Source organism: Pantoea brenneri, assembly GCF_038594305.1.
GTDB lineage: Bacteria > Pseudomonadota > Gammaproteobacteria > Enterobacterales > Enterobacteriaceae > Pantoea > Pantoea brenneri.
In genome coordinates, this window is the sequence record NZ_JBCGBG010000001.1 from 1,105,795 (window position 1) to 1,129,388 (window position 23,594).

At 57.6% G+C, this 23,594-nt stretch carries 24 protein-coding genes; 12 read left to right on the forward strand and 12 right to left on the reverse strand.

Annotated features, from left to right (window positions below; all coding sequences use genetic code 11):
* Window positions 1-30: 30 nt before the first annotated feature.
* On the reverse strand, window positions 31-681 hold the full coding sequence (locus AABB92_RS05100; RefSeq protein ID WP_031376745.1) for a TetR/AcrR family transcriptional regulator: 651 nt from the start codon (window positions 679-681) through the stop codon (window positions 31-33).
* Between the two features lie 298 nt (window positions 682-979).
* On the opposite strand from AABB92_RS05100, the gene bhsA (AABB92_RS05105) reads away from it, so the two are divergent.
* Complete coding sequence (gene bhsA, locus AABB92_RS05105; protein WP_031376744.1) at window positions 980-1,237, forward strand: multiple stress resistance protein BhsA; 258 nt, start codon at window positions 980-982, stop codon at window positions 1,235-1,237.
* Between the two features lie 24 nt (window positions 1,238-1,261).
* Entirely contained in the window at window positions 1,262-1,519 is a 258-nt protein-coding gene (gene bhsA, locus AABB92_RS05110; protein WP_031376743.1) for a multiple stress resistance protein BhsA, read from the forward strand.
* A 64-nt stretch (window positions 1,520-1,583) separates the two neighbouring features.
* On the opposite strand, the gene AABB92_RS05115 is transcribed toward bhsA (AABB92_RS05110), so the two are convergent.
* The 4 genes from AABB92_RS05115 to AABB92_RS05130 form a co-directional block, all read right to left on the reverse strand.
* Window positions 1,584-2,768, reverse strand: a complete 1,185-nt coding sequence (locus tag AABB92_RS05115) for a sugar transporter (protein ID WP_031376742.1) — start codon at window positions 2,766-2,768, stop codon at window positions 1,584-1,586.
* Between the two features lie 175 nt (window positions 2,769-2,943).
* Entirely contained in the window at window positions 2,944-3,486 is a 543-nt protein-coding gene (cybB, locus tag AABB92_RS05120) for a cytochrome b561 (protein WP_031376741.1), read from the reverse strand.
* A 102-nt stretch (window positions 3,487-3,588) separates the two neighbouring features.
* The gene (locus tag AABB92_RS05125) at window positions 3,589-3,849 is read right to left on the reverse strand and encodes a hypothetical protein (RefSeq protein WP_072050983.1); all 261 of its coding nucleotides are present in this window, start codon (window positions 3,847-3,849) and stop codon (window positions 3,589-3,591) included.
* A gap of 171 nt (window positions 3,850-4,020) precedes the next feature.
* A complete protein-coding gene (locus AABB92_RS05130) occupies window positions 4,021-5,274 on the reverse strand; it encodes an MFS transporter (RefSeq protein WP_031376739.1) in 1,254 nt (417 codons plus the stop codon).
* A 95-nt stretch (window positions 5,275-5,369) separates the two neighbouring features.
* On the opposite strand from AABB92_RS05130, the gene AABB92_RS05135 reads away from it, so the two are divergent.
* The 4 genes from AABB92_RS05135 to AABB92_RS05150 all read left to right on the forward strand — a co-directional run bounded on the left by AABB92_RS05135 (window position 5,370) and on the right by AABB92_RS05150 (window position 9,994).
* Window positions 5,370-6,263 (forward strand): LysR family transcriptional regulator, encoded by an 894-nt coding sequence (locus AABB92_RS05135; RefSeq protein WP_031376738.1) that lies wholly within the window; start codon window positions 5,370-5,372, stop codon window positions 6,261-6,263.
* 130 nt (window positions 6,264-6,393) lie between these two features.
* On the forward strand, window positions 6,394-7,611 hold the full coding sequence (mlc, locus tag AABB92_RS05140; RefSeq protein WP_031376737.1) for a sugar metabolism global transcriptional regulator Mlc: 1,218 nt from the start codon (window positions 6,394-6,396) through the stop codon (window positions 7,609-7,611).
* Window positions 7,612-7,725: 114 nt separating this feature from the next.
* On the forward strand, window positions 7,726-8,424 hold the full coding sequence (bioD, locus tag AABB92_RS05145; protein ID WP_031376736.1) for a dethiobiotin synthase: 699 nt from the start codon (window positions 7,726-7,728) through the stop codon (window positions 8,422-8,424).
* A gap of 181 nt (window positions 8,425-8,605) precedes the next feature.
* Window positions 8,606-9,994, forward strand: a complete 1,389-nt coding sequence (locus tag AABB92_RS05150; RefSeq protein WP_046288308.1) for a nucleobase:cation symporter-2 family protein — start codon at window positions 8,606-8,608, stop codon at window positions 9,992-9,994.
* Window positions 9,995-10,038: 44 nt separating this feature from the next.
* Here AABB92_RS05150 and osmV read toward each other — a convergent pair whose 3' ends face one another.
* The 4 genes from osmV to AABB92_RS05170 are packed head-to-tail and all read right to left on the reverse strand — an operon-like array spanning window position 10,039 to window position 13,477.
* Window positions 10,039-11,175: an osmoprotectant ABC transporter ATP-binding protein OsmV gene (gene osmV / locus AABB92_RS05155; RefSeq protein WP_031376735.1), complete on the reverse strand. Its 1,137-nt coding sequence runs from the start codon at window positions 11,173-11,175 to the stop codon at window positions 10,039-10,041.
* The gene (gene osmW / locus AABB92_RS05160) at window positions 11,175-11,822 is read right to left on the reverse strand and encodes an osmoprotectant ABC transporter permease OsmW (RefSeq protein ID WP_031376734.1); all 648 of its coding nucleotides are present in this window, start codon (window positions 11,820-11,822) and stop codon (window positions 11,175-11,177) included. Before osmW ends, osmV begins: the two co-directional genes overlap by 1 nt.
* 9 nt (window positions 11,823-11,831) lie before the next feature.
* A complete protein-coding gene (locus tag AABB92_RS05165) occupies window positions 11,832-12,743 on the reverse strand; it encodes a glycine betaine ABC transporter substrate-binding protein (RefSeq protein ID WP_031376733.1) in 912 nt (303 codons plus the stop codon).
* A gap of 17 nt (window positions 12,744-12,760) precedes the next feature.
* Entirely contained in the window at window positions 12,761-13,477 is a 717-nt protein-coding gene (locus tag AABB92_RS05170; RefSeq protein ID WP_031376732.1) for an ABC transporter permease, read from the reverse strand.
* Between the two features lie 391 nt (window positions 13,478-13,868).
* Between AABB92_RS05170 and AABB92_RS05175 the strand changes: the two genes are divergently transcribed.
* Window positions 13,869-15,335 (forward strand): MDR family MFS transporter, encoded by a 1,467-nt coding sequence (locus AABB92_RS05175; RefSeq protein WP_046288309.1) that lies wholly within the window; start codon window positions 13,869-13,871, stop codon window positions 15,333-15,335.
* A 34-nt stretch (window positions 15,336-15,369) separates the two neighbouring features.
* Here AABB92_RS05175 and AABB92_RS05180 read toward each other — a convergent pair whose 3' ends face one another.
* Window positions 15,370-15,666, reverse strand: a complete 297-nt coding sequence (locus tag AABB92_RS05180; protein WP_031376731.1) for a DUF1161 domain-containing protein — start codon at window positions 15,664-15,666, stop codon at window positions 15,370-15,372.
* A 45-nt stretch (window positions 15,667-15,711) separates the two neighbouring features.
* Entirely contained in the window at window positions 15,712-16,035 is a 324-nt protein-coding gene (locus AABB92_RS05185; protein ID WP_031376730.1) for a DUF1283 family protein, read from the reverse strand.
* 133 nt (window positions 16,036-16,168) lie between these two features.
* On the opposite strand from AABB92_RS05185, the gene AABB92_RS05190 reads away from it, so the two are divergent.
* Entirely contained in the window at window positions 16,169-16,495 is a 327-nt protein-coding gene (locus tag AABB92_RS05190; RefSeq protein ID WP_031376729.1) for a YnfA family protein, read from the forward strand.
* A gap of 28 nt (window positions 16,496-16,523) precedes the next feature.
* Here the strand turns inward: AABB92_RS05190 and ydfG are convergent, their stop codons facing one another.
* Window positions 16,524-17,270: a bifunctional NADP-dependent 3-hydroxy acid dehydrogenase/3-hydroxypropionate dehydrogenase YdfG gene (gene ydfG, locus AABB92_RS05195; RefSeq protein WP_031376728.1), complete on the reverse strand. Its 747-nt coding sequence runs from the start codon at window positions 17,268-17,270 to the stop codon at window positions 16,524-16,526.
* A 410-nt stretch (window positions 17,271-17,680) separates the two neighbouring features.
* Between ydfG and guaD the strand changes: the two genes are divergently transcribed.
* The 4 genes from guaD to xdhC are packed head-to-tail and all read left to right on the forward strand — an operon-like array spanning window position 17,681 to window position 23,567.
* Complete coding sequence (gene guaD / locus AABB92_RS05200) at window positions 17,681-19,009, forward strand: guanine deaminase (protein WP_031376727.1); 1,329 nt, start codon at window positions 17,681-17,683, stop codon at window positions 19,007-19,009.
* Window positions 19,006-20,448 (forward strand): xanthine dehydrogenase small subunit, encoded by a 1,443-nt coding sequence (gene xdhA, locus AABB92_RS05205; protein ID WP_031376726.1) that lies wholly within the window; start codon window positions 19,006-19,008, stop codon window positions 20,446-20,448. Before guaD ends, xdhA begins: the two co-directional genes overlap by 4 nt.
* Window positions 20,438-22,804: a xanthine dehydrogenase molybdopterin binding subunit gene (xdhB, locus tag AABB92_RS05210; protein WP_031376725.1), complete on the forward strand. Its 2,367-nt coding sequence runs from the start codon at window positions 20,438-20,440 to the stop codon at window positions 22,802-22,804. The genes xdhA and xdhB overlap by 11 nt, the downstream gene beginning before the upstream one ends.
* The gene (gene xdhC / locus AABB92_RS05215) at window positions 22,791-23,567 is read left to right on the forward strand and encodes a xanthine dehydrogenase accessory protein XdhC (RefSeq protein ID WP_031376724.1); all 777 of its coding nucleotides are present in this window, start codon (window positions 22,791-22,793) and stop codon (window positions 23,565-23,567) included. The genes xdhB and xdhC overlap by 14 nt, the downstream gene beginning before the upstream one ends.
* Window positions 23,568-23,594 lie beyond the last annotated feature (27 nt).

Here is a 23,594-nt window from a genome sequence, read left to right on the forward strand (position 1 = left end):
CAAGGGCGGCAATCGCCGCCCTGATTTTATTTACGCTTTATGCTGACAGAGTCCGGTCAGCGTCGGCCACATCGCCATCAGTGTATCAATGATGCTGTCGAGATCGTCCCGCTGCACCCCTTCACGCGCCCGCACCGACATGCCCTGCAGCATACAGCCCAGATAGCGCGCGAGCGCCGCGATATTCACTGATTCGCTCAGTTCACCACGCTGCTGGCGGGTCAGCAGAAAGTCGCTAAGCGTACTCTCCTGCGACTGATGCTGCTGCTGCAACATGCTGGCGATCTCGGCAGAAGCCGCTGACAGGGTGGTGGAGGTGCAGATAAAGAAACAGCCGCCGGGCGAATCGCGATCGGTAAAGCAGGCGGCGGTTGCACGGAAATAACCCTCGATCGCCTGATCGACCGGCAACGCATCATTGCCGAGCGCCGCGTCACGCCAGGCACTGAATTTCTCCACGTAGCGCTCCATCGCGGCCCGGAACAACCCCTCTTTATTGACAAACTCGGCGTAGAGCGTGGGCGCTTTCGCCCCGGTTGCCGCTACCAGATCGGCCAGCGAGGTCCCCTCATAACCGTGGGTCCAGAACAGGGTAAGCGCTTTATCGAGCGCAGTTTCACGGTCGAAAACTTTTGGCCGACCGCGGCACTTCTTCACATCGCAATCCTGAACCTGGCTCATATATCCTCACGGGTTGTGAAACACCCTATTAAATTACCGATCATTAATAAATTGTGCAAGGGCTGGCGCATTCTGCGCTGAAGGCGGTTGCCATTTTGTGCGACGGCGCGCGGATATCGCCCCTAAGGTTAAGTGAAAAAGGGAGCTGAAGCCCATAATCACGCCACTTCGCGAATAAAATAACGCTCATTAAATAAATATTGACGGCTGACCACAATCGGGCCTATCATTTAGTTAATGATCGTTAATTAAATAACGACACACATTTTTCCACTACCGAATATTGAGAGAGCAACCTATGAAAAGCATCAAACTGAGTCTGGCCGCGCTGGCACTTTCTACCCTGACATTTGGCGCATTCGCCGCTGATCAGGTCAGCAGCGACCCAATCAACCAGCAGCCGGTTGGCACCATTTCTGTCCAGGGCGGCAGCAACCTCAATTCGCTTGAAGCGCAGTTAAATGCCAAAGCGGATGAAGCGGGTGCCAAATCATTCCGTATCACCTCAACCAGTGGTCAGAACAAATTGCACGGCACCGCCGTGATTTATCAGTAATTAACTGTTGAGAAGGGGTTCGTTATGAAAAGTATCAGTATGATGGTGGTGGCTGCGCTACTCGGCAGCCTCTCCTTTGCCAGCGTGGCGGCTCAGCAGGTCACTCAATCGCCGCTCGATCAGCAAAAAATTGGCGTGATCAGCGCGACAGGTAGCACCAACCTGACCTCGCTGGAACAGCAACTGTCAGACCGGGCCAGCGATGTCGGTGCAAAGTCTTTCCGCATCACTTCGACCTCTGGCAACAACAACCTGCATGGCACCGCAGTCATCTATAAGTAAACCGCAGTCATTTATAAATAAGATGAAACAGGCTTCAGGTAACCACTTATCTGAAGCCTTTTTTCTAGCCGTTACTGCGTAATTGCGGGTAGCGGCGGAAGATATAGACACACCACAACAGCGCGACCAGACCGATCATCCCACCGACATTGCCCACATCCGCCATTTGCAGATGCAGACTGACCTGATTACCCAACAGCGCACCTGCGCCAATGCCGATATTATAAATACCCGACATCAGCGACATCGCAACGTCTGTGGCATCAGGCGCCAGTGATAGCACCCGTACCTGCATGCCCAGGCCAATCATCATCATCGCCATTCCCCAGATCACACACAGGGTGGAGATTGCAGCAGGACGGACCGCAGCAAAAATCAGCAGTCCCATGCAAAGTGTAATCAGCGCGATGGCGGCGATCAGCAGACCAGAGGGGAATTTATTACCCAGCGAACTGAACAGTACGCTGCCGATAATGCCGGCCGATCCGAACAGCAGCAGCAATAGGGTGGTGAAGTTCTCACCCGAGTGGGCCACCGCCTGCATAAAGGGTTCGATATAGCTATAAGCGGTGTAGTGCGCGGTCACCACCAGCGTCACCAGCAGATACATACTGACTAACGCCGGGCGACGGAACAGCATCGGCACGCTGCTCAGTGAACCGGTATGTTCACTCGGCAGACGCGGCAGGATCCGCACCAGCATAATCATCAGCACCAGCGCCGAGAGGCCAATGGCACCAAAGGTGGTACGCCAGCCGAGATACTGACCCACCACGCGGCCAATCGGCACGCCCAGCACCATCGCAAGCGCCGTACCGGTTGCCAGCATGCTCAGCGCCTGGGTTTTCTTGCCCGCCGGGGCGACGCGGATCGCCAGCGATGCGGTGATCGACCAGAACACCGCGTGCGACAGCGCGATACCGATACGCGAGACGATCAGCGAACGGAAGTCCCACGCCACGGTTGACAGCACATGGCTGATGATAAAAATCAGGAACAGCACGCCGAGCAGCATTCGTCGCTCAATATTGCGGGTCAGCAGCATCAGCGGCAGCGAGAGCAGCGCCACCACCCAGGCATAGATGGTGAGCATAATGCCGACATCAGCGGTCTGCATCGAGAAATCAGCTGCGATATCCGATAGCAGGCCAACCGGCACAAATTCGGTGGTGTTGAAAACAAAAGCGGCAATAGCCAGCAACACCACGCGAAGCCAGGCAGTTTTACGTGAAACAGTCGTTGATTGCATGAGGAGTCAAATCAGTCAGAACAGCGAATTCGGATGTGGCAGAAACATCCAGCGAAAGTGACCTGCGTCACAAATTACTGACTATTGTAGTGAATAAACCGGGAAGAGGAACCTTATAAACCGTTTTTAATCCTGAATATTTTTTATCGCCCTGTGACAGGGCGATAGCCTGAGGTTATTGACCGCGTCGCCGTGCCGGCATCATGCGCATCAGGGTGTTGTCTTTCAGCAGATAATGATGAAACAGCGCCGCCGCCGCGTGCAGTCCGATTAACCAGTATCCAAGCGGAGCCAGCGTCTCATGCCAGTCAATCAGCATATCCGCCAGATCAAAATTGGGTTCCGCCGCCACCGGCATGCTGATACCAAACAGCCACCATTCACGGCCTTTCAGATAGCGTGATGTCAGACCGAGTATCGGCAGAGTAATAAACAGCGCATAGATAAGGGTGTGAGTCAGATGTGCCAGCCCGGTCTGCCAGCGTCGGGCGGCAGGAACAATCGGCGGAGAACGATGCCGGGTGCGCAGCACCAGACGAGCAATCATCAACACCAGCACCGACGCGCCCGCGCTGAAATGGGTGATGATCATCGCATAACCCTGCCATGAACCGCGCTGAGCAAAACCGCGCAGTTCAATGGTGGCGTAGGCCGTCGCCACCAGTAAAAAGGTCAGCCAGTGAAGGGCGATCTGAGAGCCCGCAAACTTTTCCCGCATGGTAAAACCCGTCAAAGAGAATCAGGAGTTCTAACATAACGGAAAATGGCGGAAAATCTTAACAAATTAGCGCAGCGCGAGCCTTGCTCAATCGCGGTCAGGCTAACGTGAGGTCAGGGTATGTTTCAGGGCCATACCAGGCTGTGGATCGGTATCGGAATGGCGAGGGGGTGGGCAGCAGGTTTCACAGCCCATCGCGCCAGAATAATACTTTTTGGCCTGCAGTATAGCCGCATTGACGTGGTAAAAACTGCCGAGAAACAGCCGGTCAGCTGGCGCGGGCAGGAAGGGGCAGCCCGCAGCATGCACCACATGGTTATGGTTGTAACCTGATTGTTTGTTCACGTAATAGTAGAGAGCCACAGGCGGTCCTTTTTGCTGTGTTAAGCGACAGAAGTAAGCAAATGTCACAATCAGACCGATTATAGCGGGAAAAGCACATTATGTTCCGGCTGGCCCTGAAAGTTGTCTCAACAGCGCAGATAAAATCGCCCGACGCAGTGGCCGGGCCAGCAATTCAGAGGGAACAGGGGATCAAAGCTTTTTACACTGCAACCGCCAGGCCACCAGCAGAGCCAGCAGCAGCAGGGCGCTGATAAACAGCGTGATACCCATCCAGCCATAGTTATGCCAGAACACCCCGCCCAGCGTCCCGGCCACGCTGGACCCGACGTAATAGCTGAACAGATAGAGTGAAGAAGCCTGACCGCGCGCACGGCGGGCTCGTGGGCCAATCCAGCTGCTGGCAACCGCATGGGCGGCAAAAAAACCGGCGGTGAACAGCATCATGCCGGGCAAAATCAGCCACAGCGAATTAAAGGCAGTGAACAACAGGCCAGCCAGCATAATCGCGGTAGCGCCGAGCATCACCGGCCCCCGTCCCAGCCGGCTGGTTAACGCACCCGCTTTCGGCGAACTCCATGAGCCGGTGAGGTAGACCACCGACAGCAGACCCACCACTGCCTGGCTGAGATGCCAGGGCGCATCCAGTAAACGGTAGCCGATGTAGTTAAACAACGTGACAAAGGCTCCCATCAGCAGAAAGCCTTCTGCAAACAGCCACGGCAGCCCTTCATCGCGCCAGTGCAGACGAAAATTAATCAGCAAGTTACGGGGGCGCAGAGAGGTGGCGCGGAAATGGCGCGACGCCGGCAGGATTTTCCAGAACATCACCGCTGAAGCCAGGGAAAAGCAGCCGATAACCGCAATCGCCACCCGCCATGAGAAAAAGTCGGTCAGCACCCCGCTCAGCAGGCGGCCACTCATGCCGCCGATGGAATTACCGCTGATGTACAGCCCCATTGAGAACGCCACCACGCGCGGGTCCATCTCTTCACTCAGATAGGTCATGCCGACTGCGGCGACCCCGCTCAGCGCCAGGCCCATCAATGCGCGCATGATCAGAATGCCGTGCCAGCTGGTCATGGTGGCGGAGATCAGGGTACAGAGGGCGGCCAGCATCAGCGCGGTGACCATTACAGACTTGCGTCCGACCGCATCAGACAGCGGGCCGGTCACCAGCAGGCCCAGCGCCATCAGTCCGGTGGAGATGGAGAGCGACAGGCTGCTGGTCGCGGGCGACACGCCAAACTGCTGCGACAGCACCGGCAATATTGGCTGGACACAGTAGAGCAGGGCAAAGGTGGCGAGACCGGCTGAAAACAGGGCCAGCGTGACGCGCATAAACTGCGGCGTTCCGCGGGTAATCCAGCCCGATGCAGCCAGCGATTCTGGCGATCTGCATCCTGCGTCATCCGCAACGGTTCCTGCCTGAGTAGTGCGACCCACAATCTTTCCTTAGTGATTAAAAACCTGTCGTCAGCTTAGAAAAGGCTGATTATGATGTCTAATATATTAATAATCTCAAATAAGACGTTAAAGATATGAATATCGAGCTGCGCCATCTGCGCTATTTCATTGCGGTCGCCGAAGAATTGCATTTTGGCCGGGCGGCGCTGCGGCTGAATATTTCTCAGCCGCCGCTCAGTCAACAGATTATTCAGCTTGAGACTGAAACCGGTGCCCGGCTGTTTAATCGTACCAACCGCAGCGTGCAGCTCACGGCCGCCGGTCAGCAGTTACTGCAGGATGCGCGCGCCATTCTGTTGCAGGTGGAACAGGCGGCTGACCGGGCGGCGCGGCTGCATCGTGGCGAAGAGGGAGAGCTGCGTATTGGCTTTACCTCCTCAGCGCCGTTTACCGTGGTGGTGTCCGATGCGCTGTACCAGTTTCGCCAGCGCTGGCCGCAGGTGCATATTCAGATGCAGGAGATCAACACCCGCCAGCAGCTGGCCCCGCTGCATGACGGGCGGCTCGATCTCGGCGTGATGCGCAACACGCCGCTGCCGGCAGATTTGCGCCACCAGCTGCTGTTGAGTGAACCGCTGTATGCGGTGGTGCACTGGGCGCATCCGCTGGCCACGGCAGACAGGATTTCGGTCAGTGCGCTGGCGGCTGAGCCGTTTGTGTTTTTCGATCCGCAGGTCGGGACCGCACTCTACAGCGACATCCTGGCGCTGCTTCACCGCTACCAGATTAAGCCCTACATCACCCAGGAAGTGGGTGAGGCGATGACCATTCTCGGTCTGGTGGCGACCGGGCTGGGCGTGTCAATTTTGCCCGCCTCATTTCGCCGGGCGCAGCTGGCTGATGTCATCTGGCTGCCGCTGGCAGAAAGTGATGCTATTTCTGAACTGTGGTTAGTCTGGTCCGCAGAGCGCGAAATAAATGAGCAGATGCGCCATATGATGACGTTACTGCAGCAAAAAAAGGCGTAACTCTGGCCGGTCCCGACGACAATGTGTGCGATAAATCACATTTCTAATCAAATATTTGACGCTGCCGCCTGATCTGCCTCACCATGACGCATGTTTATTTAGAAGCGCGAAAATAACCGGGAGCAGGGTTGTGAATCTGGACAGTCAACCTGGCCATATTGACCAAATTAAGCAAACCAATGCAGGCGTCGTTTATCGATTAATTGATCAATTCGGTCCTATTTCGCGTATCGAACTTTCCCGACGCGCCCAGCTCGCGCCAGCCAGCATCACTAAAATCGTGCGTGAAATGCTGGATGCCCATCTGGTGCAGGAGACGGAGTTTCAGGAGCCAGGCAGCCGCGGCCGTCCGGCGATTGGGCTGATCCTCGACACTGACGCCTGGCACTATCTGGCGATTCGCCTGCACCGTGGCGCCATGACCTTTACCCTGCGCGACCTTAGCAGCCGGGAACTGGTGGAGGATAGCCTGCCGCTGCCGGATGAATCGGCTCAGCCGCTGCTGACCGCGCTAATCGACCAGGTTGACGCCTTCTTTATTCGTCACCAGCAGCAGCTGGAACGCCTGACCGCCATCGCCGTGACCCTGCCAGGATTGATTAATGCCGCTTCTGGCGTGGTGCACCGTTTGCCCGGATATCAGGTACGCGACATGCCGCTCGGCGATGCGCTGGCGGCCCGCACCGGGGTACCGGTATTTGTTCAGCATGATATTTCCGCCTGGACGCTGGCAGAATCGCTGTTTGGTGCCTCACGCGGCGCAGAAGATGTGATTCAGATTGTGATTGATGAAACGGTCGGGGCTGGCGTGATCAGCGGCGGGCAACTGCTGCATAAACGCGGCCGGGCGCTGGTGGAAATCGGCCATACCCAGATCGATCCCTACGGCCAGCAGTGCTATTGCGGCAACCACGGCTGCCTCGAGACGGTGGCCAGCATCGGCAGTCTGCTGGCGCTGGCCGCTCAGCGTCTGCCGACCCAGCCTGACAGCCTGCTGCACAATCAGCCGCTGACGCTGGCATCACTCTGTGCGGCGGCGCAGTCCGGCGATCGACTGGCGCGCGACACCATTGCCAGCGTTGGTCATCATGTGGGCCGCATCCTGGCGATGATGGTGAATATCTTTAATCCGCAACATATTCTTATCGGTTCACCGCTCAATGCCGCGGCAGACGTGCTGTTTCCGGCGGTCAGCAACACCATTCTGCAACAGTCGCTGCCCGCTTACAGTGCCAGTATTCAGCTGGCACCCACTGCGTTTAACGAGCCGGGAACGCTGGGCGGCGCGGCGCTGATCAAAGATGCACTCTATAGCGGTTACCTGTTAGTGAAGCTATTGCAAGGTTAAGCCTGACTAATCTTGCGCTAACGCAATCTGTTCTCATCTTCCATTCCTTAAAATGCGGATTATTAGTAGGGTTAATCGCCGATTAGCCGTAACCGGTTTGAGAGGAGAAGTAGAGTGAAGAGACTATTTGTTACCGGCACCGACACCGCAGTCGGTAAAACCGTGGTATCGCGTGCGCTGCTACAAAGTTTTATCAAAGCAAACCTCAGCGCAGTCGGATACAAACCCGTGGCGCGCTGCGCAGTAAAAACCGCTGACGGCCTGCGCAATAAAGATGCGCAGGTGCTGCAAAGTGCCTCTTCTGTTGCGCTGCCGTATCAGGCCATCAATCCACTGCTGTTTGAGGAACAGGAGATCGCTACCCATAGCGGTCAGGTGATCCACTACGAATTACTGACGCAGGGGCTGAATAGCCTGACGGAGCAGGCAGATCGGGTGGTAGTGGAGGGCACCGGCGGCTGGCGCAGCCTGATGAATGATGCGCGTCCACTCTCTGGCTGGGTGATTGAGCAGCAGTTACCGGTAGTGCTGGTAGTGGGGATTCAGTCTGGCTGTATCAGCCATGCGTTGCTCACGGCTGAAGCTATCCGACAGGATGGATTGCCGCTGGTTGGATGGGTTGCCAACCGCATCAATCCGGGCCTGGCGCAATACAGCGATATCATCGAAGTGCTGCGTGAAAAAATCCCGGCACCGCTGCTGGGTGAACTACCCTACCTGCCGCGTGCCGAACAACGCGATCTGACCGCCTACATCGATATCTCACTGCTGGATCGGCCCAGTCTGCATCATGTGAGTGCAAAGATCGCCTGATCATGAAACAAAACAAGTCATCTTCCCCGGTGGTGAGCGTAAAGTTGCAGGTTCGCCACCGGCCACATCAGGAAATTTTATCCCGATTTTTCAGTCACCTGGCCTGAGAGGCGAGGTGACGTTGAGGTAATGGCGCAAAAAATGCATTAATCCGGCTAATCACTGTTGCCGGAGCACCGTCATGTCGCAATCACACGAGCAAGGTTTGTTATATGGGCTGGATGCCCGTATTGGTCCCGTCCCGGCGTTTTTCGCCGCCCTGCAGCATCTGCTGGCCAGCGTGGTTGGCATCATCACTCCGCCGCTGATTATCGGTTCGGTATTGGGGCTACAGGCCTATATTCCCTACCTGATCAGCATGTCACTGTTGGTCTCGGGCCTTGGCACGTTTTTACAGGCCCGGCGCTTTTTCGGCGTCGGAGCCGGGATGATCTGCCTGCAGGGAACCAGCTTCGCCTTTCTGGGGGTGCTGCTGTCAGGCGGCCTGATGGTGAAGGCGCGCGGCGGATCGCCAGAAGAGATCATGGCGATGCTGTTCGGCTGCAATCTGGTGGCAGCGCTGATCCCAATTCTGATTAGCCGCTGCGTCGGTCCGTTACGCAAAGTGCTGACCCCGGTAGTGACCGGCACGGTCATTACCCTGATTGGTATCAGCCTGATCAAAGTCAGCATCACCGACTGGGCTGGCGGTCACAACGCCCGTGATTTTGGTGCTCCCGGCAATCTGGCGCTGGGCGCGCTGACGCTGCTGGTAATCGTGGCGCTCAATCGTGCGCGTAACCGCTGGACCAGACTGGTGGCGGTCGTGGCCGGAATTGTAGTGGGCTGCATCGCGGCAGCGTTAACCGGCCATCTGCAACTGAAAGCGCCGGACCACAGCGCGGCGCTGGTGCTGCCTGCGCTGTTTAAGTTCGGCTTTGCCTTTGACTGGACCATTTTCTTGCCAATTGCGCTGGTGTCGGTGATCGCGGTGATTGAAGCGGTGGGCGATCTCACCGCCAATTGCCTGATATCACAACAGCCGATCGGCGGCACCGCGTTCCAGCAGCGTCTGCAGGGCGGCATTATGGCTGACGGCGTCAGCTGTCTGCTGGCAGCCATTTTCTCGGCATTCCCGAACACCACCTTTGCGCAAAACAATGGGGTGATCCAGATGACCGGCGTGGCCAGCCGCTATGTCGGGATGGTGCTGGGGTTGATGCTGGTGCTGCTTGGTCTGTTCCCGGCGGTCGGCTCTCTGTTACAGCAAATTCCGCCGCCGGTGCTGGGCGGGGCCACCATCGTGATGTTCGGCAGCGTAGTTGCCGCCGGCATCCGGGTGATGACGCAAACGCCTTTAGGACGCCGTGAGATGCTGATCGTCGCGGTTTCTTTCGGCGTCGGCCTGGGCGTTGAAGCGGTGCCGGAAGTGCTGAAACAGTTACCACCGCTGATCAACACCCTGTTTGGTCATGCGGTCACTACCGGCGGTTTGCTGGCCATTCTGCTGAATATGGTATTGCCTGAGGAAGCGCGCGCCGTCTCTGTCGTACCGGCCAAAGCGCTGAGCGGCAGCGAAGAGCAGGCATAAAAAAAGGGCCATTACGGCCCTTTTTCACTTAGCGGTGAGAGCGATTACGGGTTCAGGCGGCGGCGGGTGCGGCCTGAGCTGAGGTAATCGGCGATGTAATCCTGTGAGATCTCACCGCTGTAGCGACCCTCTTCATCGACAATCGGCATCCAGACGGTGTTGTGCTCATACAGTTTTGACAGCACGACGCGCAGGTTCTCTTCCGCTTTGCCGGTCACCTTAAAGGTGTGCAGGCGCTCTTCACAGCGGCCGCTGGCGTTACGCGCCTCACGCCGTTTCACAAAGCCGAGCGGCTTGCCATCTTCATCCACCACGGTAATTGAGCGCATATCATAGTCATCCATGGTGCCGAAGGCTTCTTCCAGTGAGGTTGATCGCTGTACGGTGATGGTGGGCTGCTGATCGGTGACGTCACCCGCCTGCACCAGCAGCAGGCGTTTCAGCGTCCGGTCCTGACCGACAAACGATCCGACAAAGTCGTTGGCTGGCGTTGCCAGCAGCTCGTCCGGGCTGGCGCACTGCACAATTTTACCCTGACCAAACACCGCGATTCGGTCACCGAGCTTCAGTGCTTCATCGATGTCATGACTCACCAGCATCACGGTTTTCTTCAGCTGACGCTGCATATCAAGAAATTCGTTCTGGATGACTTCACGGTTGATCGGGTCGACCGCACCAAAAGGCTCATCCATCAGCAGCACCGGAGGATCAGCCGCCAGCGCGCGGATCACCCCAATACGCTGCTGCTGGCCACCCGACATTTCACGCGGGTAGCGATGCAGGAACTTGCTCGGGTCGAGCGCCACCATACTCATCAACTCGGTGGCGCGCTCCCGGCAGCGTTTCTTATCCCAGCCCAGCATGCGCGGCACCACGGTAATGTTCTCTTCGATGGTCATGTTGGGAAACAGGCCAATCTGCTGGATCACATAGCCGATGTTACGGCGCAGCGTGGTGGTGTCCTGAGTGCTGGTATCTTCGCCATTGATCAGGATGCGGCCGCTGGTGGCGGGGATCAGGCGGTTAATCATCTTCAGGGTCGTGGTTTTGCCGCAGCCCGATGGCCCCAGCAGCACGCACATCTCACCGGCTGGCACTTCCAGGCTAACGTTATCCACCGCTTTCATGGTGGTGCCGTTTTTCTGGGTAAAGGTTTTCGTCAGGTTTTCCAGTGTAATCATTATCGAATTCCCTTAGGAGTCAGCGCCTGCTGCAAACGGTGCAGCAGCCAGTCAAGAACAATCGCCAGCAGGCAAATCATTAACGCCCCGGCTATCAACATACGAATATCACTGCCGCTGATGCCGTCGAGCAACAGCTGACCCAGGCCACCGGCACCAATCACCGCGGCAATCGCCATGACGCCGACGTTCATCACTACCGCGGTGCGGATACCGCCGAAAATCACCGGCAGGGCCATCGGAATTTCCACCCAGCGTAATCGCTGCCAGAAGGTCATGCCGATGCCGCGACCGGCATCGCGCAGGCCGTCGGGCAGGTTCTCCAGCGCGGTATGGGTATTACGCACAATCGGCAGCAGCGAGTAGAGAAACACCGCGGTAATCGCCGGCAGGGCGCCAATGCCCTGACCGATGATTGAAAACAGCGGGATCATCAGGCCAAACAGCGCGATGGTCGGAATGGTCAGCACCACGGTGGCGATACCGAGGATCGGCGTCGCCAGCCAGCGGACCCGGACAATCAGAATGCCAAGCGGCACGCCAATCACAATCGCCAGCCCAACCGCGACCAGCACCAGCCAGGTGTGCTGCCAGCTAAGCGTCAGCAGGCTGTTCCAGTTATCCATGATGTAGTGAAGGGTATCCACAGTGCCTCCTTACAGCATGTTTTTGGATTTAAGGAAATCACGCGCCACCTGTTCCGGTGACTGGTGATCGATATCGACCCGCTTATTCATTTCGGTGATCGACTCATCGGTAATCAGCGGTGAAAGCTCATTCAGCGCCGCTTCCAGTCCCGGATGGCTCTCCAGCACATCTTTGCGCACCACCGGCGTGACGTTATAGCTCGGGAAGAAGTGCTTATCATCCTCCAGCACTTTCAGGTCGAAGCCTTTCACCCGACCGTCGGTGGTATAGATCAGACCGGCATCGACGAAGCCATCACGAATAGCGTTATAGACCAGTCCGGGGTCCATCTGACGGATCTGCGGTCGATCCAGCGCCATATTGTAGGTCTTCTGCAACGGCTTCATGCCGTCTGAGCGGCCGGAGAATTCCAGATCCAGCCCCAGTCGCCAGTTGTGTTCCGGGTCCTGTTTACGCACCTGCTCCAGCTTCGTCACCAGCTGCGACAGGGTGGTGATCCCCTCTTTTTCCGCCCGCTGCCGGGTCATGGCAAAGGCGTAGGTATTGTTCATCGGAGCCGGGTTCAGCCATACCAGCCCCAGCTTCGCATCAAGTTTCTTCACCGTTTCATACGCCTGCTCAGAAGACATCGGCTGGCTGATATGGTTAAAGATGATCAACGACGTACCGGTATATTCCCAGGTCATGTCGATCTGCTTGTTCAGCAGCGCATTACGGCCGATGGTGGTGGCGATATTGCGCTTCGGGATCACCTCAAAGCCCTTTTTCTCTAACCACATCACCGTCATTGCCGACAGGATATGCTGCTCGGTAAAGCTCTTGGTCGCCATCACCAGCGGGGCGGCGGCCTGTACAGTCTGGCTCAGGGCCAGCGTCGCCATCAGGGCAAGTGCACTCTGTTTAATCCAGCGCGTTAGCATCGCAAAGTTCCTTATCGTTATGCCGCAGCGTGCGGACTGAGAAAGCGGCCCAGTGCGGCCAGCAGCATATCCAGCACCAGTGCCACCAGTGCCGTTGCCACCGCGCCGAGAATCAGCGTCGGGAAGTCATTGAGGTAGATACCGGGAAAGATCAGCTCGCCGAAGCTGCTGGCACCAATCAGAAACGCCAGCGGCGCGGTGCCGACATTGATGGCAGTGGCGATGCGCACGCCGGTCAGGATAACCGGCAGTGCATTCGGGATTTCGACCTGGCGCAGACGCTGCATTTTGGTCATGCCGATGCCGTTGGCGGCTTCGATCAGCGAGGCGGGCACTGCGCTCAGACCGGAGAAGGTGTTACGCACGATAGGCAGCAGAGAAGCGAGAAACAGCGCGATCAGCGCCGGACGGTCGCCGATGCCGATAATCACCATCGCTAATGCCAGCACCGCCAGCGGTGGCAGGGTATTGCCGACGTTAAAAATCTGCATCACATATTCAGCCCAGCGACGGGCAAAAGGGCGGCTGAGGATGATGCCGCTGGGAATACCGACCAGCAGGGCGAACAGCATCGACCAGAAGACTAAAAACAGATGTTGTTGTCCGAGATAGAGCAGATCGACCTTTCTGGCGACCAGCTGGTCCCAGCCGAGGCCCCAGATTAGCGCGCCGATCACCGCAGCCACCGCCAGCAGTGCCAGACCGGCACGGCGGACCAGTGAAGCATTTTGCATAAGGGAGTCTCCCTGATAACGATCTCAATTGTTATAACAACCAATAACAGCCCGACAGAAGCAGCAAAAACGGCCACGGCTCCCAATACCGAAACTGCGATAAAATGTAGATAAAATGACTGTTTATCTACGCTTTTTCAGTGAATACTGAGAAAGAAGCCTTATTGCTATAGCAGCCTGAAGCGAAGCGCGCTAGCTTTTTAGCCTTAAATCAGGGGATTAAAAACTGGTTAAAATAGTGTTAAAGCCGCGTGGTGATTGGGCTGATGCATCAATGAAAAATTTTCATCGACTTTGGGTGACAACGTCACAGAAGCGACCAATGATGCGCACTGACGGGAAACTGCACTGGCGGATTTTCAGCTACGCTTGCAGCTAAAAAAGGAACCCTATGACTGAAAGCGCACAACTCCAGACCGGACACCGACACTGGATTTTAATTGCCTGTATGCTGGCGATGTTTATGGCGGCAATTGAAGTCACCATCGTTGCCACCGCTATGCCCACCATCATTGCCGAACTGGGCGGTTTTTCGCAGTTTGGCTGGGTATTTTCCATCTATCTGCTGACCCAGGCGGTCAGCGTGCCGCTCTATGGACGTCTGGCGGATCTGTACGGCCGTAAGATGATGTTTTTTATCGGCACCGCGATTTTTCTTATTGGCTCAGTGCTGTGCGGTTTCGCCCACAGCATGACCTGGCTGATCCTGTTCCGCGCCTTTCAGGGATTGGGGGCCGGTGCCATCATGCCGCTCAGCTCGACTATCGTGGCGGACATCTACTCACCGCGCGAGCGCGCCAGCGTACAGGGCTGGCTCTCCAGCGTCTGGGGCGTTGCGGCCATCGTCGGTCCGCTGACCGGTGCCTGGCTGGTGCAGCACTTTAGCTGGTCGGTAATTTTCTGGGTCAATCTGCCAATAGGGCTGATCAGCATGCTGATGCTGGCGCGCTGGTTGCCGGCTCATCAGCAGGAACAGCAGCGACAGTCGCTGAACCTGGCCGGCAGTGGCTGGCTGATGCTGTGCGTCAGCGCATTGCTGGTTGCGCTGCTGCAGGCAGAACAGCTCGGCTTATGGCTAATCCCGTTCCTGCTGTTTTCGCTGTTTGCCGGCTGGATGCTGAAACGTCATGAGCAGCGGGCCGACGCGCCGTTGTTTCCGCTGATTATCTGGCGCAGCCGACTGATTATTGCCGGTAACGCCGGAAACCTGATTATCGGGGCCGCCATGATGGGGATCAGCGCTTTCCTGCCGACCTGGATTCAGGGCATTGGTGGCGGCTCGCCGCTGCAGGCGGGCAGCGCTCTGGCAATGATGTCGATTGGCTGGCCGCTGGCCAGTACCCTGAGCGGAAGGCTGATGCTGCACACCTCTTATCGCTTTACCGCCCAGTCAGGGGCGCTGTTGCTGATTAGCGGCAGCGCCTTATTGCTGCTGTTGCGGCCCGACAGTTCGCTGTATCAGGCTGGTTTTACCGCCTTTGTCATCGGGACCGGAATGGGAATGACCAGCACCACGTTTCTGGTTTCGGTGCAGAATCAGGCGGATTACGAAATTCGCGGCATCTGTACCGCCTCGATCATGTTCAGCCGGATGATCGGCTCAGCGATTGGCACCGCCATCATGGGCGCCGTGCTGAACCTTAATTTACACTGGCGGTTGCCACAGGCGCAGGACCCGGTGCAGCAGATTATGGCCGATGAGAGTCGCCGTCAGCTGACGCCGGAGACGCTACAGCAGATGGTGCAGGCGATTGCTGCTTCACTGCATTGGGTATTTGTGGTGGCACTGGTGATTGCGCTGTTTGCGCTGGGAGTGGCATGGATGATGCCGCGTCAACGGCCGGAGCATGCGGAGTAGCGAGCAGGGCGACAGGACGTCGCCCTGCTGTTATTTACTGTGCGGGCGCGTCTTGTGAACTGCCGGCACTGTCTGGCACGCTGGCGTCATCGTCACGCCCCGTGCGCTTGTAAACAATCTTTTGTGTGTCGTTCTCACAATGTCCCACCACCTGACCGCCGGCCTGATCAACCTGATCGTTAGCGACGATGTCGAGACTAAAACCCGATTCGGGCACACCGTTCTGAATAATTTTCTGGCTGATCTCGGTTTTGACCGATTCACAGGATGCCTGTGCCAGCACGGGCAGCGCGAACAACGTCGCCGTTAACAAAACCCTCTGTAGCTTCATCACGTATTCCTTATGTTAGTCGTCCGTCATTACTATAGCTGAAAATCAGGGCGTAACAGGCCGGCCGGAGCGGCGATCCAGACAACGCAGGGTATTCGGCTCCCAGTAAGCATTAAGGTTCAGGCTCTGCTCACACTTGTCGCGGGTATCAAACGCGCGGTCGGTCTTATCAAACTCTTTCTCAACGCGGCTGTTCACCTTATTACGCAGCATCCGCGTGTCATTCCACTGCTCTTTATCCTGACGCGCTGCTTCGTTACTGGCGGCGCTGCTGCCATCTTCAATAATCAGGCGATTAGTGGTAGCACTGGCATTAAAGGCTGCCGCTGACAGCAGGCTGACCAGCAGGACCGGGATCAATTTTTTCATTGCGCTTTCCTTCAGTTAACGCAGACATCGCCAATGGTAACGGCTGTTGCCGCGGGTAGGCTTAGTATATCATCGCCGTTTCTTTGCTCACCAGTGGTGAGTCGTTTGTTTACGTTTGTGAGAGAAAAGGATGCTGATTAAAACCGCCTTGCTGTTTTTTATCACCGCGCTGGCGGAAATTATCGGCTGCTTTTTGCCGTGGCTGTGGCTGAAAAAAGGCGGCTCCGTCTGGCTACTGTTGCCGGCAGCTGCCAGCCTGGCGCTGTTTGTCTGGCTGCTGACGCTGCATCCTGCCGCCAGCGGACGGGTGTATGCCGCTTATGGCGGAGTCTATGTGCTGACCGCACTGCTGTGGTTGCGGGTGGTCGACGGCGTGAAGCTCAGCGCCTGGGACTGGAGCGGGGCGATTGTCGCCTTTAGCGGCATGTTGATCATCGTGCTGGGCTGGGGACGGGGCTAGAGCCAGCCGGAAAGGCTGGCTCTGAGGCTTACGGCTTGTGCACCTTCAGACCGGCCACTGTCTGGCTGACAGGCATCATCTCAAGCGTGTTGATGTTGACATGCTTAGGCAGCGTGGCGACCCAGTAGACCGCTTCAGTCACATCGTCCGGGGTTAGTGCGGTGGCGCCTTCATAAACCTGACCCGCTTTATCATCGTCGCCTTTGAAACGGACGTTGGAGAACTCGGTACCGCCCACCAGGCCTGGTTCGATGTCGGTAACGCGCAGCGCGGTGCCGTGCAGATCGGTTCGCAGATTAAGGCTGAACTGACGGACAAAGGCTTTGGTCGCGCCATAGACGTTGCCGCCCGCATAGGGCCAGCTGCCGGCGATCGACCCGATATTTATCACGTGCCCGACGTTACGCTCCACCATCTGCGGCAGCAGGGCGCGCGTCATATAGACCAGACCCTTGGTGTTGGTGTCGATCATATTCTCCCAGTCTTCAACGTTGGCGCGGTGGGCTGGCTCAATCCCCAGCGCCAGACCGGCGTTATTGACCAGCACATCGATTTCGCGCCACTCCGCCGGCAACTGATTTACCGCCTCTTCAATGGCTGCCCGGTTACGCACATCAAGCTGCACGGTATACAGGTTATCGCCCAGCTCATCTTTCAGCGCTTTCAGGCGCTCGGCCCGGCGTCCGCTGGCGATCACTTTATGGCCGGTTGCGATAAAGCGACGGGTGATGCTTTCACCAAAACCGGCGGTCGCGCCGGTGACAAAAATAATCATCTCACTGTTCCTTATGCCATTTTCACAATCGATGGCTTCACCATAGCATTTCATTTCCGCTTGCGCCCGCCGAAAAAGCGATTGGGCTGTAAGGGGATTTTACCGCCCCGGCGGCTGCGCTGTTTTGGGGCGTGATGCACGCTAACGGGGCAGCGTAGCTGCGGATTCAGCCGGCAAAAATTATCCAATTTCAAAGCAGCGCCACAAGCAACCGATTGCTAACGGCAGGCAAACGGTTGCGGAGCAACGCTGCCTGCAGAAAGTTGCGCAACAGCCGGAATTTAATTTAATTAGCTGATAATTATAGAAAAATAGTCATTACCGATCTGGCACGGCAGTTGCAACGTGGCATTAAGGCAATCATCTGCATAATTAAAAGAAGGCCGCAGTGCTTTCAGAAAGGAAAAGCCATGTCATCAGCGACAGATACGGCGATACGCGCCAGTTTTTTTGACTTCAAATCGGTGGCAGACCAGCCCGACGCGCTGCTCTCTGCGGCGCGCTATCTGGAAGATGGGGTGCTACGGCTTCGCGACGGACGGGTGATCGGCTTAGCGCCGTGGGAGGAGTGCAGCGCCGAACTGGCTGGTCAGCCGGTGGTTGATCTGCGCGGAAAACTGATCGTACCGGGCTTCATCGATACCCACATTCACTATCCACAGACCGAAATGATCGGCGCGTTCGGCGAGCAACTGCTGGAATGGCTGAATCACTATACCTTCCCGGTCGAGGCGCAATATCACTGCCCGGACCACGCTGCGCGTATGTCAGCTTTCTTCCTGCATCAGCTGCTGTCGAACGGCACCACCAGCGCGCTGGTGTTTGGCACCGTGCATCCGCAGTCGGTCGAGGCGCTGTTCAGCGCGGCGGAAGCGCTGAATATGCGACTGATTGCCGGCAAAGTGATGATGGATCGTAATGCGCCAGACAACCTGATCGAAACGCCGGAACAGAGTTACCAGCAGACCCGCGCACTGATTGAACGCTGGCACCAGCGCGGACGGCTGAGCTACGCGCTGACGCCGCGTTTCGCGCCAACCTCGTCACCGCAGCTGCTGGCAAAGGTGCAGCAGCTGCGTCAGGAGTTTCCCGATACCTGGCTGCATACTCACCTGAGCGAAAATCCGCAGGAGGTCGCCTGGGTGAAACAGCTGTTTCCTGAGCGCGCCGGCTATCTTGACGTTTACCACCACTATCAGCTGACCGGGCGTCGCAGCGTGTTTGCGCACTGCGTGCATCTCGACGACAGCGAATGGCAATGCCTGCACGACACCGATTCGACTATCGCCTTCTGTCCGACCTCAAACCTGTTTCTCGGCAGCGGACTGTTTAACCTGAAACGCAGCTGGCAGCAGGGCGTCAAAGTCGGCATTGGCACCGATGTCGGGGCCGGTACCACCTTCAGCATGCTGCAAACGCTGGGCGAAGCCTACAAAGTGGGTCAGCTGCAGCAGTATAAGCTGAGCGCCGCCGAAGCCTTTTACCACGCCACGCTGGGCGGCGCGCGGGCGCTGGATCTCGATCACGCCATCGGCAATTTTAATCCGGGCAAAGAGGCGGATTTTGTGGTGCTCGATCCGGCCGTCTCGGCCTTACAGACCTTACGCATCGGAAACAGCAAAGATATCTGGGAAAAATTGTTTGTCTTAATGACGCTGGGCGATGACCGCAATATTGCCCAGACCTGGGTAAACGGCCGTCCGGTATGGCAGCGCGACGCGGGAGAGCAAGCCGCATGATCCAGTTCCTGTTAAATAACCAACTGATTACCGAAGAGGCGTTAGATCCTAATCTGACGGTGCTCAACTATCTGCGTGGCCATCAGCACCGCACCGGCACCAAAGAGGGCTGCGCCTCGGGAGACTGCGGCGCCTGTAGCGTCACGCTGGGTAAAGCGGTCGATGGGGAAATGCAGTATGAAACGGTCAACAGCTGTCTGACGCTGGTATCGACGCTGCAGGGTAAGCAGCTGATTACCGTTGAGGATCTGCGTCACGGCCGTGCTCTGCATCCGGCACAGCAGGCGATGGTTGACTGCCACGGTTCACAATGTGGTTTTTGTACGCCGGGCTTTGTGATGTCGCTGTTCAGCCTGCAAAAATCGGCCAGCGGCTGGGATCGCCATCAGGCGGAGAGTGCGCTGGCGGGCAATCTGTGTCGCTGCACCGGCTACCGGCCGATCATGGCGGCCGCGCAGCAGCTCTGTTCACAGCCGGTCAGCGACCAGTTCGATCACCATGCTGCCAGCGTGGTGCAGCGGCTGGAAGCGCTGGCGAATAATCAGATGCAGCAGCTGAGCGGAGATGGGCGGCGCTGTTATCTGCCCAAAACTCCGGCCCAGCTGGCGCAAATCTATCTGGCCCATCCAGAGGCCACGCTGATTGCCGGTGGCACCGATCTGAGCCTGACGATCACCCAGCAGCATAAGCGAATACCGCTGCTGATCGCGCTGGAGCAGGTTACTGCGCTCAGGGTATGCAGTGAATTTGACGATCACTATCTGCTGGGTGCCGCCGCCTCGCTACAGCAGATTACCGATTTCCTCGCCGACCGTATTCCGGGCGTCAGTGAGATGCTGCACCGTTTTGCCTCGCTTCAAATCCGCCTGCAGGGCACGCTGGGCGGCAATATCGCCAATGCCTCGCCGATTGGTGATGCGTCACCGATGCTGCTGGCGCTGAATGCCAGCCTGCTGTTGCAGCACGGCGAGCAGCAGCGCAGCCTGCCGCTCGATCGGTTTTTCACCGGCTATCGACAGACCTGTTTACAGCCGGGCGAGTTTATCCGCGCTATCCGCATCGATAAAGTGACGGTGTCACCAGATTTTGTCGCGTGGAAAGTCTCTAAGCGGCTTGATGATGACATTTCTGCGGTCTTCGCCGCCTTTAATCTTGAGATTGAGCAGGGCCATGTCCGCGCAGTACGCATCGCGTTTGGCGGGATGGCCGCAACGCCGAAAAGGGCCACACACTGCGAACAGGCCCTGCTGGATCAACCATTTAACGCCGTGACGGTGTCACGTGCTGCCGCCGCGCTGGCGGAAGATTTCCAGCCGCTGTCCGACTTCCGCGCCAGCGCCAGCTACCGTTTGCAGGTCGCGCGTAACCTGCTGCGGCGTTATTACCATCGCTACAACGGCGAATTACCCTGTGTTGAGGTGGCCCGCTATGTCTCATAACCGTCCTGAATTAAATGAACAGGTAATCAAGGCGCAGCATGCTGCCGCGATACAGAGCGGCGTTGGCCGCAGCAACAAACACGAAAGCGCGGAAAAGCACGTTTCCGGTGAGGCGCGCTTTATCGACGATAAGCCTGAACAGCCCGGTTTACTGCACCTCTGCCCGCGGCTGAGTGAGCACGCCCATGCACGCATCACCCGGATTGATGTCGGGCCGTGTTACGCCATTCCCGGCGTGGTCAGCGTGCTGACCTGGCAGGATGTGCCCGGTATCAATGATGTCGGTCCGCTGGAGCCAGGCGATCCGCTGCTGGCGCACGACAAGGTGGAGTATCTCGGTCAGATTGTGATTGTGGTGGCGGCCGGGTCACCGGATGCTGCGCGAGCCGGCGCTGCTGCTGCCGTAATTGAATATGAGGTGCTGGAGCCGTTACTCGACGTCGAACAGGCACTGGCGCAGAACAGTTTTGTTCAGGAGCCGCATGTTCATCAGCGCGGCGACGTCGAGGCTGCGCTGGCACGGGCACCACACCGCATCACCGGTTCCTTTCACATTGGCGGACAGGAGCACTTTTATCTGGAAACCCAGACCGCGCTGGTGATCCCCGGCGAAGATCAGCAGCTACAGGTCTTTTCCTCGACCCAGAATCCCACCGAAGTACAGAAACTGGTGGCCGAGGTGATGGGCATCAGCATGAATCAGGTCACCATTGATATGCGGCGTATGGGCGGCGGATTTGGCGGCAAAGAGACCCAGGCTGCGGGCGTCGCCTGCCTGTGCGCCATCGTCGCCCGTCAGACCGGCCGGGCAGCGAAGATGCGGCTTTCACGCCGTGACGACATGCGCATTACCGGCAAACGGCATCCGTTCTTTGTCCGCTACGAGGTTGGCGTTGAGGATGATGGGCTGCTGTGCGGGGTAAAGATCGATCTGGCAGGCAACTGCGGTTATTCACTGGATCTCAGCGGGTCTATCGTCGATCGGGCGATGTTCCATGCGGATAACGCCTATTACCTTGGCGATGCGCGCATTACCGGTTACCGCTGTCGCACCAATACGGCCTCAAATACCGCTTATCGCGGCTTTGGCGGCCCGCAGGGCATGGTGGCGATTGAGCAGATCATGGACCACATCGCGCGTGAACGCGGCCTTGATCCGCTGGCGCTGCGTAAACGCAACTATTACGGCAAGCAGGATCGCAACATTACCCATTATCATCAGCAGGTTGAAGATAATCTGCTGGACGAGATCACCGAACAGCTGGAGCAGAGCAGCGATTATCAGGCCCGCCGGGCGGAGATCCGCGCGTTTAATGCCCGCAGCCCGCTGCTGAAGCGCGGTCTGGCGCTGACGCCGGTTAAATTCGGCATCTCGTTTACCTCCAGCTTTCTCAACCAGGCGGGCGCACTGATTCTGATTTACACCGACGGCACGGTGCAACTCAATCACGGCGGCACCGAGATGGGCCAGGGACTCAATACCAAAATCATCCAGATCGTTGCCGAAGTGCTGCAGATTGAAGTTGATAAGATTCAGATCACCGCCACTGATACCGGCAAAGTACCGAACACCTCGCCGACGGCGGCTTCCAGCGGGGCCGATCTGAACGGCAAGGCGGCGCAGAACGCAGCGGAGATCCTGCGCGATCGCATGACGCAGATGCTGTGTCAGCTCCATCAGTGCGATGCCTCCGAGGTCAGTTTTCGCAACGGCATCGTGCGCGCCGGTGAAAAACATTACACCTTCGCGGACGTGGCCCAGCTGGCGTGGCTTAACCAGGTGCCGCTGTCTGCCAACGGTTACTACCGCGTGCCGGGCATTCATTACGACCGGCTGGCGGGGCGCGGCCAGCCTTTTTACTACTTCGCCTACGGCGCGGCCTGCTGTGAAGTGGTGATCGATACCTTAACCGGTGAGTATCGCCTGCTGCGCGCAGACATTCTGCACGACGTGGGTGCCTCGCTGAATCCGGCAATCGACATCGGCCAGGTTGAGGGCGGATTTGTCCAGGGCGTTGGCTGGCTGACCTGTGAAGAACTGGTGTGGAGCGAAAAAGGGCAATTGCTGACCGACGGCCCGGCCAGCTACAAAATCCCGGCCATCAGTGACGTTCCAGCCGATCTGCGGGTGACGCTGGTGGAGAACCGTAAAAATCCGCAGGATACGGTCTTTCACTCGAAAGCCGTCGGGGAGCCGCCGTTTATGTTGGGCATCGCCGCCTGGTGCGCGCTGCAGGATGCGGTGGCCAGCGTTGGCGGTTATGCCCGGCATCCGCAGCTGGATGCGCCCGCCACGCCAGAGCGGGTATTGAATGGTGTGCTGCAACTGGCAGGAGCCTGTGATGATCTACCATGACTGGATAACCGTGCTGCACCAGCTGCGTGAAAAGCGCCAGAGCTGCGTATTAATTACCGTGCTCAGTGAAGACGGTTCGGTGCCACGCGACAGCGGCAGTAAAATGGTGGTAACACCGCAGCAGAGCTATCTGACCATCGGCGGTGGCCAGCTGGAATTTCAGTGCATTGCTCAGGCACGCGCCATGTTACAGAGCGGGGCCAGCGCGCCGCATACCGAGGATTACAGTCTCGGCGCGCGGCTGGGACAGTGCTGCGGCGGTAAAACCACGCTGCTGTTTGAGCCGCTGTTGCAGAACCAGCCGGAAATTCTGCTATTCGGTGCCGGTCACGTTGGCCAGGCGCTGGTTAACCTGCTGTCAACGTTACCCTGTCACATTCGCTGGATCGACAGTCGCCCGGATCAGTTTACGCAGGTCCCGCCCGGCGTGGTCACTCTGCAACCGGAGGACCCGCTGGACTGTGTGGCGCAGGCTGCACCGGACAGCTATTTCATCATAATGACCCATCATCATCCGCTCGATTTCGACCTGTGCGAGGCGGTGCTGAAGCGCGGAGATTTTCGCTATGCAGGCGTGATTGGCTCGCAGACCAAAAGCCAGCGTTTCCGCTACCGGCTGGCGGGCAAGGGGGCGCAGGCCGATCGGCTGGCGCGGCTGCGTTGTCCGATCGGCCTGCCGGATGTAAAAGGCAAGCTGCCGGCAGAGATTGCGGTGGCGATTGCCGGTGAAATAATCAGCGTTTATCAGCAGCATCTGACCTGAGTTGTTCAACCGCCGGCAACCTGCCAG